At 70.4% G+C, this 11,037-nt stretch carries 10 protein-coding genes; 4 read left to right on the top strand and 6 right to left on the bottom strand.

Annotated elements, in window-relative coordinates:
• Positions 1 to 50: 50 nt before the first annotated feature.
• From AB0M65_RS37545 to AB0M65_RS37535, 3 genes are all read right to left on the bottom strand, one after another.
• Positions 51 to 854 (bottom strand): alpha/beta hydrolase, encoded by an 804-nt coding sequence (locus AB0M65_RS37545; RefSeq protein WP_364039184.1) that lies wholly within the window; start codon positions 852 to 854, stop codon positions 51 to 53.
• Between the two features lie 69 nt (positions 855 to 923).
• Positions 924 to 2,153 carry an RNA polymerase sigma factor gene (locus AB0M65_RS37540; RefSeq protein WP_364039181.1) on the bottom strand — a complete coding sequence of 410 codons (1,230 nt, stop codon included), beginning with the start codon at positions 2,151 to 2,153 and terminating at the stop codon, positions 924 to 926.
• The gene (locus tag AB0M65_RS37535) at positions 2,150 to 3,283 is read right to left on the bottom strand and encodes a glycosyltransferase (RefSeq protein ID WP_364039178.1); all 1,134 of its coding nucleotides are present in this window, start codon (positions 3,281 to 3,283) and stop codon (positions 2,150 to 2,152) included. Before AB0M65_RS37535 ends, AB0M65_RS37540 begins: the two co-directional genes overlap by 4 nt.
• 81 nt (positions 3,284 to 3,364) lie before the next feature.
• Between AB0M65_RS37535 and AB0M65_RS37530 the strand changes: the two genes are divergently transcribed.
• Positions 3,365 to 4,375, top strand: a complete 1,011-nt coding sequence (locus AB0M65_RS37530) for a hypothetical protein (protein WP_364039175.1) — start codon at positions 3,365 to 3,367, stop codon at positions 4,373 to 4,375.
• Complete coding sequence (locus tag AB0M65_RS37525) at positions 4,359 to 4,598, top strand: hypothetical protein (RefSeq protein ID WP_364039172.1); 240 nt, start codon at positions 4,359 to 4,361, stop codon at positions 4,596 to 4,598. The genes AB0M65_RS37530 and AB0M65_RS37525 overlap by 17 nt, the downstream gene beginning before the upstream one ends.
• A 100-nt stretch (positions 4,599 to 4,698) precedes the next feature.
• Here AB0M65_RS37525 and AB0M65_RS37520 read toward each other — a convergent pair whose 3' ends face one another.
• Complete coding sequence (locus AB0M65_RS37520; RefSeq protein ID WP_364039169.1) at positions 4,699 to 5,493, bottom strand: TetR/AcrR family transcriptional regulator; 795 nt, start codon at positions 5,491 to 5,493, stop codon at positions 4,699 to 4,701.
• 70 nt (positions 5,494 to 5,563) lie between these two features.
• Between AB0M65_RS37520 and AB0M65_RS37515 the strand changes: the two genes are divergently transcribed.
• Positions 5,564 to 8,278: a DEAD/DEAH box helicase gene (locus tag AB0M65_RS37515; RefSeq protein ID WP_364039166.1), complete on the top strand. Its 2,715-nt coding sequence runs from the start codon at positions 5,564 to 5,566 to the stop codon at positions 8,276 to 8,278.
• Positions 8,275 to 9,417, top strand: coding sequence for an SWIM zinc finger family protein (locus AB0M65_RS37510; protein ID WP_364039163.1), 1,143 nt, complete (start codon positions 8,275 to 8,277; stop codon positions 9,415 to 9,417). The genes AB0M65_RS37515 and AB0M65_RS37510 overlap by 4 nt, the downstream gene beginning before the upstream one ends.
• Positions 9,418 to 9,421: 4 nt before the next feature.
• Here the strand turns inward: AB0M65_RS37510 and AB0M65_RS37505 are convergent, their stop codons facing one another.
• Together AB0M65_RS37505 and AB0M65_RS37500 are read right to left on the bottom strand one after the other, a co-directional pair.
• Complete coding sequence (locus tag AB0M65_RS37505) at positions 9,422 to 10,006, bottom strand: DUF4865 family protein (RefSeq protein ID WP_364039160.1); 585 nt, start codon at positions 10,004 to 10,006, stop codon at positions 9,422 to 9,424.
• Positions 10,007 to 10,095: 89 nt separating this feature from the next.
• Positions 10,096 to 10,491 carry a hypothetical protein gene (locus AB0M65_RS37500; protein WP_364039157.1) on the bottom strand — a complete coding sequence of 132 codons (396 nt, stop codon included), beginning with the start codon at positions 10,489 to 10,491 and terminating at the stop codon, positions 10,096 to 10,098.
• Between the last annotated feature and the right edge of the window lie 546 nt (positions 10,492 to 11,037).

Raw genomic sequence — 11,037 nt, 5'->3', positions numbered from 1 at the left:
CATAGGACAAATTTCGTCCTATGGGGACCCCTCATGACATCCCGGGGGCCTCAGCCGTCGAGAGCCTCACGAAGCAGCGGAGCGAAAGCGGCGGCCTCGGCAGCGAAACCGCCATGGTCGCCCGGGAAGTAGGTCGGCTTCACCCCGAGGAGACCGGCGGCGAGGACGGCGGCCTCGTGCGCGGGCTGCCCGGCCGACGTCTCGCCGACACCGACGACGATCCGGGTCCCGGAGGTCCGCAGGGTCTCGTAGTCCGGCGTGAACTCCCCGATCACCTTCATCAGATGGACGATGAAGAATTCAAAGTTCGTCTGCATTTGCGCCATCGCCTGCGCCATCTCCGGCGGGAATCCGCCTTCGGGCTCGGCCGGCGCCTCGAAACCCGCGTCGGCCATGAACTTCCCGATCGCCGCCTCGATGCCGTGCTCACGGTAGAGACGCAGAAGTTCGGCCGGGTCGATGTCGGGTTGCTCGTCCAGCAACGTCGTCAGCGGTGGTTCGTGCGCGATGAGCGTCCGCACCCGGCCGGGATGGCGGGCGACGAGGTCGAAGGCCTGCATGCAGCCGCCGCTGGAGGCGAAGATCAGCGCGGGTTCGGTGCCCACGCTGTCGAGCAGGCGGAGCGCGTCGTCGGCGTGGACCTCGATGCGTTGTTCCTCGTCGGGATCGTCGAGTGTGCTGCGAGAGATTCCGCGCGGGTCGTAGGTGATCACCGTGTAGTGCTCCGCGAGCGGAGCCGCGATCTGGGCGAACATCCCGGAATCGGCCGCACCGCCCGGAACGCACAGCAGGACGGGACCGCTGCCGGTGACAGTGTGGTGCAGCGAAGCGCCGGGGACGACGAGAGTGGCCATGATGACCCCTTCCTTCTCGGACTTGTCGCCCATCCGACGAACGACGCCGCCGGGGACAGACAGCCGCCTTCAGGAGATCTCGGCGAGTTTTCCCGACAGGTAGGCGCGCTCGGCGTCGGTGGCGGTGAGCGCGAGCGCCTCGCGGTAGGCGTCGGCCGCCTCCCCGAACCGGTCGAGACGGCGGAGCAGGTCCGCTCGGGTCGCGGGCAGCAGGTGGTAGCCGGGGAGACTGCCGTCCGCGGTGAGCTTGTCGACCAGGTCGAGTCCGGCCTCGGGGCCTTCGGACATGGCGACGGCGACCGCGCGGTTGAGCTCGACGACCGGTGAAGGCACGAAGCGCACCAGTTCCCCGTAGAGGGCGGCGATCTGGGCCCAGTCGGTTTCGGAGGCGTGCGCCGCGGTGGCGTGGCAGGCGGCGATGGCGGCCTGGATCTGGTACGGCCCCGGGACACCGTGGCGGAGGGCGGTCTCCAGCAGCTCGGTGCCGTCGGTGATCTCGGCGGCGTTCCAGCCGCCGCGATCCTGGGCTTCGAGCGAGACGAGCGTGCCGTCGCCGTCGACCCGGGTAGCGCGGCGGGCGTCGTGCAGGAGCAACAGGGACAGCAGGCCGAGGACCTCCGGTTCACCGGGCATGAGTTCGGCGAGGACCCTGGCGAGGCGGATGGCCTCGGCGGACAGGTCGGGCCGCAACAGATCGGTGCCGGCACTGGCCGAGTAGCCCTCGTTGAACAGCAGGTACAGCATCCCCAGCACGGCGGCCGTACGTTCGGGCAGCAGAGCCGCGGGCGGGACCCGGTACGGGATCCCCGCGGTGCGGATCTTCCGTTTCACCCGGACCAGGCGCTGCGACATCGTCGCCTCGGAGACCAGGAACGCGCGGGCGATCTCGGCGGTGGTGAGCCCCGCGAGTGTCCGCAGCGCGAGCGCGACCTGGCCTTCCATCGGCAGGGCGGGGTGGCAGCAGGTGAAGATCAGCCGGAGCCGGTCGTCGTGGACGCCGCTCTCGTCCCATTCCGGTTCCGCGGCGGAGCTCAGTTCGGCGGCTTCCCGCAGCTTCTCGGCGCCGACAGCCTCCCGCCGGATCCGGTCGGTGGCGCGGTTCCTGGCGGCGGTGGTGAGCCAGGCGCCGGGTTTCGCCGGAATCCCGTCGCGGGGCCAGGTGCGCAGCGCGAGCGCGAACGCCTCCTGAAGACATTCCTCGGCCAGGTCCCAGTCGCCGGTGACCCGGATCAGGGTCGCGATCACCTGACCGGATTCCTCACGGAAGGCACTGGTGACGGCGGCGTCGAGGTCGGTCACCGCATGAGCCCTTCCAGCAGCGGGACCGTTTTCTCCGGTGACGGATACGCGGTGACCTCGTCCCGCAGCCGCCCGGCCGCCTCCCGGTAGGACGGCTCCCGCAGCACCGAGGTGACGGCGTCACGGATGTCCGCCGGGGTCACCTCGATGACGTCGAGGACCTTGCCGAGTCCGAGATCGGCGACGCGGTCACCGTTATGCGGCTGGTCGGCACCCATCGGCAGCAACACCATCGGCAGTCCGTGCGCGATCGCGCCGAGCAGGCTGCCCGAACCGCCGTGGGTGAGAGCGACGTCGCAGTACGGGAGAACGTCGTCCTGTGGCAGGTACTTCGCGAGATGGATGTGCTCCGGCTGCGGGCCGAACTCCGCCGGGTCGAGGAGATTCCCGACGGTCACCACACACGTCGCGTCGACCTCCCGCAGACCGGCCAGCACCCGCGAGAACAGGTCACCGGATTCGGTGTTGAAGATCGTGCCGAGGGTGAAGTAGACCGCCGGGCGGCCGTCGACGTGCCAGTGCGGCACCCGGCCGCGGCCGGGAACGGGGGTGTGGAAGGACTGTGTGGTCGACGGCAGCGGGAACCGGGGATCACGGAAACTTTCAGGGAACGGGGAGAGCACGAGATGGCGGTAGGCCGACTCCAGGTCCCGCTGCGGAGGAAGTCCGTAGGCGGCGCGGATCTCGTTGAGCGCGTCGTCGACCAGATCGGGGCGGATGAGCGCGCCGGCGGCGGTGACGAGAACGGTCGCGTGGGGGAGATCGAGCTTCTCGGCGGCGATCATCGCGCCGTGATCGGCCTCGTCACAGACCAGGAGGTCCGGCGCCCAGGTCTCGCACAGGGCCAGGACGTCCTCGGTGCGCCGAGGTGCGGTGCGGCGGACGAAACCGTCGCGCAGGACGGCGTCCTCACGGTCCCTGTCGACGGGGAGCAGCGGATGCCGGTCTCCCTCGCTGCCCAGGTTGGGCCCGGACGGGAAGGCGGTGAGCCCGGCGGCCTCGATGATCGGGACCATCAGCGGCTCACCGGTGACGGCGATGGTGTGGCCCGCGGCGGCGAGCGCGCGGGCGATCGGGAGGAGCGGACGGAAGTGGCCGTTGCCACCGGCGAAGGTGAATAAGACACGCACATGATCGACCCTATCGGCGGGACCAACGGTTTTCCGGCGTTGCCTCGCTTCCACCCCGACGGGCAGCGCTACCCTGCAGCCGTGATCGATACGGACGCCGACGAGGTCCGGCTGTGCGCGCTGGAAGGCTGCGAAAACCCGCTGCCCCCGCCGGCGGTGGACGCCGAGGGGAAACGCAAGGGCGGACGACCTTCCGCCTATTGCGGTAAGACGCACGCCGACGCGGCATCCCGTGCCCGGCGGGCCGCCGCCGTGGCGAGCGTGGCCGACCCGCTGCTCGAGGTCCGCCGGATCGCCGACGAGTTCACCCCGTCGGCGGCGTCGCTGGTCGAATCGCTGGACGCGATGCGCGCACGGTTCGACGACGCCGCCGAAGCGGCCTTGGGCAGGGTCACCGAAGCCGAGACCGAGGCGGCTGCCGCACGACGTGAGGCGGACGACGCGCAGCAGGCGGCGGCGAAGGCCGACGCGGCGCGCGCGACCGCGCTCGCCGCGTCCCGGGACGACAAAATGGCCAAGGCCAAGGCGGAACGTGCCGCCGAACAAGCCTTGAAGGACGCCGAGGAGACCCGGCAGCGATCCTGGACCGAGGTCGCCGCCCACGAACGAGCCCGTGGTGCCGCGGAAGCCGCGACCGTGGCGGCAGAGCGGGCCCGTGACGCGCTGGTCGCCGATCTCCGGACGCTGCGCGAGGATTTCGCGGCCGTACGGGCGGAGAAGGCACGGCTGACCGCGGATCTGGGTGAGCGGGACACCGCGCTGGCACGCGCGGTCGCCGAACTGGAGTCGCTGCTGGACCGGCTCGACGAGGCGAAGGCCCGCGTGACGGTGTCCGAAAAGGACTGTGCCGCCGCGCGCCAGGAATCCGCCGGGTTGCGGGGAGAGCTGGACCGTGTCCGTGCCGAGCTGGGTCGCGAGCACACCGCCCGGAGCCTGGCGGAAGCGCGGGTGACGTCGCTCGGTGAAGAACTGGCCCGCGCGCAGGCCAGGGCGGCCGCCGATCAGACGCGGTACGACGACGTCGTCCGGCAGCTCGCCGAACTCGCCCGCCCGCCGGTCGTCGAGGAAGCGTCTGATGAGCAAGCCGGATAGCGCCGCGCGGACAGTGCTCCGGCGCCTGGTGCTCGGCGCGTTCGCCTGCACCGCCGGGGTGATCGTGCTGCTCGTCGGCGAGGTGGTGTTCAGCGCCACCGGACTGTCTTCCGATCCGCACGGTTATGGGATGTTCGCGGGAATCCTGTTCGTGGCGGTACTGACGCCGGTCGCGCTGGCGCTGTGGCTGGTGTACCGATCTCTGCGACGACGCGGCGATTGACCAGTGGATCGTCCAACGCGCCGGAATCCACACTGTCACCGGCATCAAGGCAAGACACCGCCCCGTCCGCACACGACACCTTTGCCCTTCGACCCATGACTCACGAGGGCAGTTCCCGGTCCGCCCCGGGTGCCTCGCCGGTCACCAGTTGCTCGACGCCGTCCAGGATCCGCGCCAGCCCGAACCGGAAGGTGTGCAAGGGCGCGCTCGCCGCACCGTGTGCCTCCCCGGCCGACTGGCCGATCCGTGCCGCCAGTGGAAAAAGCCCGGCGTCGGCTTCCGGGATCTCGGCGAGTACGGGGGCGCTGGCGTTCCACCACTCCACGTCGGTCATACCCGAACGCCGCACGAGCCCGGCCGATTCGACCGAGCCGCGCGCCATGCCCTGGACGAAGCCGTTGACCATCGCCACGACGGCGTCCATCTCCAGATCGGTCAGCCCGATCGCGTCGACGGCGCTCAGTTCACGCTCGTGTTTGGCGAAGGTGTGCGGGCCGAGGGGGAGACGTCCGGTGGTGAGCTGGAGCAGCCACGGATGCCGGTGGTACATCTCCCAGGCGTCCTCGGCCAGGATCGTCACGGTGACGCGCCACTCGTCGCTCGGCGGCGGATCGGTCAGCTCCCCGTGTACCCGGTCCATCATCAGGTCGAGCAGTTCGGCCCGGCTGGGGATGTAGGTGTAGAGGGACATGGGGGAGACGCCGAGTTGTTCCGCTCCCCGGCGCACCGACAGCGCGGCGATGCCCTCGGAGTCGGCGAGCCCGATAGCGGCGGTGACGATCTCCTCGACGGTGAGCTTCGGTTTGGGGCCACGCCGGGGTTTGCCCCGCACACCCCAGAGCAGCTCGATGGTCCGCCGTGGATCGCCCGTGCCGGTGTGGTCCGCGTACGTCATCCCTGTTCTCTCTACAGTGTACAGAGTTTGTGGTAGCCTGAACTGTACACCGTAGAGAGATTGGGGCTGAGTGACGTCTCACGACGGTTTCGACAGTGTCGTGTTCGAACCGAAGAACCCCCCTCGGACCAGCGGATTCGTCTTCTGGAACGCCCATGGGGACACGCCGGGAGCCGGGGAGGTGACCCTCGCTCTTCCCGAGATCACCACCGTGCCCTGCGTCCGGCTCCCGATGGCCGAGGCGCTTCCCGCGTTGCTGCGGTTACGCGGGAGTGACGACCCCTCCGCGCGCTTCTGGAGCACCGCGACGGCGGCGGCGTTGAAGCTCGCCGAGGCTGGCAGGCTGCTTCCCGGGATCACGGAGTCCGATGTGGACGCCTGGCGCGCGGGACCGCTGGAACCCGCCGACGCCGCGTGGCTGCGCCGGCTCTCCGAGGCGATGCCGCCACAGGCGCGCGCGATCCCGGTCGACGGGAACCTGCCCGCCAGGTATCCGCTGCTGCGCGCCTTCCTCGACGCCGTGGCCGACACCCTGCCCAGGACCCCCGCGGCCGCGCAGGCGACCGGCGTCAAAGCCTTCGCCGCCCCGGCTGCCCAGCGGGTCCCGGAGTTGCGGGACTGGGCGGCCGAGGTCGCGGCCGGGCTGGATTCCGGCATCCGCGTCTCGCTGCGTGTCGAGGCACCCGGTGACGACTTCACCGTCGGCCGGTTCAGCGGGGTCGTCCAGGTACACAGCCTCGCGGACCCGGGCGTGCTCGTCGACGCCGCCGCGCTGTGGTCGGGTGACGACCGGTTCGGGCCCCGCGCCCGGATCGACGTCATGCTGGCCCTGCGCCGTGCCGCCCAGCTGTGGCCGCCACTCGGACCGCTGCTCGGTGCCGCGGTCCCGGACGAGGTCGGGCTGAGTGACACCGACATCACCGAACTGCTCACCACCGCCGCGCCCCTGCTGGCCACGGCGGGCATCGACGTCCACTGGCCCGCCGGTCTCGCCCGCGACCTCAGTGCGAAGGCCGTCGTGGGTGGCGGTGACGCGCCACCGGACAACCTGCCGTCGTTCTTCGCCGGTGGGAAGCTGCTGGAGTTCGACTGGCAGCTCGCACTCGGTGGCGCACCGCTCACCTCGGCCGAGATGGACGCGCTCGCCGAAGCGCACCGTCCCGTCGTGCGGCTGCGTGACCAGTGGGTGCTCGTCGACCCGGCGCTCGCGGCGAAGGCGCGGGACCGTGCCCTGAAACCGCTGACGCCGATCGACGCGCTCGGGGCGGCCCTGAGCGGGACGGCGGAGATCGACGGCGAACGTGTCGACGTCCTCACCGACGGCTGGCTCACCGCCCTCCGGGAACGGCTGCTCGCGCCACCCGAACCGCAGGCACCGCCACCAGGGCTCGCCGCCACGCTGCGCGATTACCAGCTGCGCGGCCTGCAGTGGCTCACCGCGATGACCTCGATCGGGCTCGGCGGTTGCCTCGCCGACGACATGGGTCTCGGCAAGACGATCACGCTGATCTCGCTGCATCTGCATCGCGGGGAAGGCCCGACGCTGGTCGTCTGCCCGGCGTCGCTGCTGGGCAACTGGGAACGCGAGATCACCCGGTTCGCCCCCGGAGTCCCGGTGCGCCGGTTCCATGGCACGGAGCGGTCACTCGACGGACTCGACGACGGCTTCGTGCTCACGACCTACGGCACCCTGCGGGTCGACCCGGAACCACTCGGGAACGTCGCTTGGGGACTCCTGGTCGCCGACGAGGCCCAGCACATCAAGAACCACCGCTCCGGGACGGCGAAGGCGTTGCGGACGCTGACGTCGTCGGCGCGGGTGGCGCTGACGGGCACACCGGTGGAGAACAACCTCGCGGAGCTGTGGGCGATCCTCGACTGGACCACCCCCGGCCTGCTCGGTTCGATGGCCGACTTCCGCCGTGTGTGGGCGAAACCGGTCGAGTCCGGAAAGGACCCCGAGACCGCGGAACGGCTGTCGCGGCTGGTCCGGCCGTTCCTGTTGCGGCGTCGCAAATCCGATCCGGGGATCGCGCCCGAGTTACCCGCGAAGACCGAGACCGACAGGCCGGTGACGCTCACCGCCGAGCAGGCGGCGCTGTACGAGGCGACGGTGCGGGAAATGATGGCCGAGATCGCCGGCAGCGAGGGCATCGCGCGGCGTGGCCGGATCGTCAAGCTGCTCACCGGGCTCAAGCAGATCTGCAACCACCCGGCGCAATACCTCAAGGAGCCGTCGGAGGCGGTGCTGGACGGCCGGTCCGGCAAGCTCGAACTGCTCGACGAGCTCCTGGGCACGATCCTCGCCGAAGACGGCGCGGTGCTGGTGTTCACCCAGTATGTCGCGATGGCGCGGCTGCTGGAACGCCATCTCGCGCAGCGCGGGATCGGCACGCAGTTCCTGCACGGCGGCACCCCGGTGCCGAAACGCGAGGACCTCGTGCGCCGCTTCCAGGCCGGTGAGGCACCGGTGTTCCTGCTGTCGCTCAAGGCGGCCGGGACCGGGCTCAACCTGACCCGCGCCGACCACGTCGTGCACTTCGACCGCTGGTGGAACCCGGCGGTGGAGGATCAGGCGACCGACCGCGCCTACCGGATCGGACAGACCCGCCCGGTGCAGGTGCACCGGCTCATCGCCGAAGGCACCGTCGAGGACCGGATCGCCGCGATGCTGCGGGAGAAACGCGCGCTGGCCGACGCGGTGCTCGCCGGCGGCGAGGCCGCACTGACCGAACTGTCCGACGCGGATCTGGCCGATCTGGTCGAGTTGAGGAGCCGCCGATGAGTACCCCCGACGATCGCGTCCGCGGCTTCCCCGCCTTCGGGCCCCAAGGCGGCCACGGCCAGTTCGCCCGCTCCTGGTGGGGCCGCGCGTGGATCAACGCGATGGAGGACACCGCACTGGATCTGCGTCAGCTCAAACAGGGCCGCAAGTACGCCGCGGCGGGCCGGGTCGGTACGATCACGGTCAGCCCCGGCCGGATCGCCGCGGTGGTCGACGACCAGGAAGGCCAGTACCGCACCGAAGTCCGGCTCGCGGAACTGACCGACACCGAATGGGAGAGCTTCCTCGACCGGGTCGCCTCCCGCGCCGGGCATCTCGCCGCACTGCTCGACCGGGACATGCCGCACGACCTCGTCGAGGCCGCCGACGACGCCGGGGTGCATCTGCTGCCCGGGATCGGCGACCTCGACCCGGACTGCGAGTGCCCCGGCTGGGAACTGCCGTGCCGCCACGCGGCGGCGTTGTCGTTCCAGGCCTCGTGGCTGCTCGACGCCGACCCCTTCGTGCTGTTGCTGATGCGCGGCAAGGGGGAGCGGGAACTCCTCGACGAGTTGCAACGGCGCAACGCACCGCGGTTCGTGCGCACCGGGGACGACGACACCGCACCGGAGCGGGCCTACGCCGACGAGCCGGGCCCGGTGCCGGACCTTGGCGAGTTCGTGCCCGCCGGAGGCCCGACCGTGCCGGGGGCGCCCGGCATCCCGGAGGCGACCTTCGCCCTGCTGATCGGCAACGCGGGCTACGCGGCGAGCGCCCTGCTCGCGGAGCAGCCGAAGCTCACCCGCAAGCAGGACGCCGTCCGGATCGCCGCGACCCATCCGGAGACCGGCGAGCGGCTGCGCCCGGACGATCGCGCGGTGCTCGCGTGGCGCTACGGCGGACGGGCCGGTCTCGACGTCCTGGAGACGGCATGGAACCCGCCGTCGCAGGCGATGGGCCGGGCCAGGGCCGCCTTCGCCGAAGTCGTGGACGAACCCGGCGAAGGTCTCGACGTCGAGCGCAACCACTGCACCGTCCACGGCACCGGCGTCGAAGTGCGCCTTGGCAAGGACGGGCTCTGGTACCCGTACCGGGATCAGTGGCCCGCCGGTCCGCCCGAAGCCGATCCGGGCACGCTGTTCGCCGCCCTGCTCGGCTGATTCCTCACCACTGCCGTCCTCGCCGCAGCTCCTCCAGCCGCGGCGAGGACAGGTGGAGGATCCGGTACCGGACCTCGTCCTGCTCCGGGGCCTCGTCACGCCACAGGCTGTAGCGCACCACCTGCCAGGTACTCGGATCGACGGCCAGCGCCGCGGAATGCGCGCCGTCCCGCCGCACGTGGTCGCGAAGACCGTCGAGCGCCTCACCCACGAACGCGACCGGGTCGGCCTCGGCGGGGATCTGCTCGACGTGCTTTCCCGCCGCCGCAGGGGGAGTGCCGAACGCGGGCCCTTCCTCGAATCCCAGCACGGTCCAGTGCCGCACGGAGGGTCGTCCGAACGAGTCGACGATGCCGGTGAACGGCCCGCCGAACAGGAAGGCGTTCATCCCGGCCGTGTCGTGCCAAAGGTAGAAAGGCGAGTACTGGTTGAGCGTCGAGCCGTCGACGCCACGCTCGCGGATCCCGTACACCTTCAGCCCGAGGCCGTCGAAGTCGTCGAGCAGATGCCCCCGGGTGGCAACGCGCTCGCGGATGATCCCCATGTCGTAGTCGGCGGGGAGGGTGATCTCGTACTGCATTGCCTGCATGTCGTACATACTAGTAGGTACAGAACGCGGGCAGAAGGATTCCGCCGCGAACTCGCCGGTGGGAACTTCACCGTCTCCGGCGCGGTCCGTTACTTCTTGCTGAGCTTGACGATCCCTTCACCGGCCTGCACCGCGATGACGACGACCACCTGCCGGTTGATCTGGTGAGCCATCCCCGGCGGCCCGGAAACCGCCGCACCCATCCCACCCGACGCCGGCGAGAGCCCCACCTTCCCCGCCTGCACCGCGACCGACAGCGGACCGGCCCCGCCGACGTTGGGAATCTGATCGCCGGTCCGCACGATGACCTCGCACTCCCCGTCGGCGCAGGCTCTCAGGTTCCGCCCGTCCGCCGCGACGAACGGCGCACCGGACGGCGCCGCCGCATCGACCATCGGCACATTCTCCGTCGAGGCACTCGAACTCGCCGCGGCGAAGATCGGCGTCGGCTTGGGGGCCGCGCAACCGGAGGCGAACAGTGCCACGGGAACCAGGATCAGGAATCTTCGGCGACGTGCCGCAGGAACGACCATGACCGACGAACGTAGCCGACAGCGGAGGCCCTGGATGCGTCCGAATTCCGCAATCCCGCGGCTGTTTGCAGTGCGCGGCGGCCGTCCGGCCGGGGTAATCGACCGTACCGGCGCGCCACGTGGTCATGCGAGCACTGAGCGTCGCACCGAGGCGGACCGCGCTGGGCCGCGATGGTCGTGAGTGGCGATTCGGGTTAGAACACGACTTGCCACTAGTCAGGTACCCGGCGAGCTGCGTATGCGCAGGTCAGCATCTGCAACATTGGTCCAGGCCAGCAGAATCGGCCACCTGGAGCTTGAAAACGGTCGTAACAGGCAGGTGTTCGCTGCGGATAGACATTTATGTGCCGGAAATCCCCTGGTAGGAGGCCTGACTACGCCAACCAGGGGGGTCCTGACTAGTTACGCTGGATCCCCACTCACGACCAACCTGCGATCCCGCCACCTTCACCTCACCCTCGGCTGTCCTGAAGGCCCCCTTTGAGACCTTGACCGTCT

It is taken from the genome of Amycolatopsis sp. NPDC051071, assembly GCF_040682875.1.
Lineage (GTDB): Bacteria > Actinomycetota > Actinomycetes > Mycobacteriales > Pseudonocardiaceae > Amycolatopsis.
Note: the sequence above shows the minus strand (reverse complement) of the source record. Positions and strands in the feature narration are given on the sequence as shown.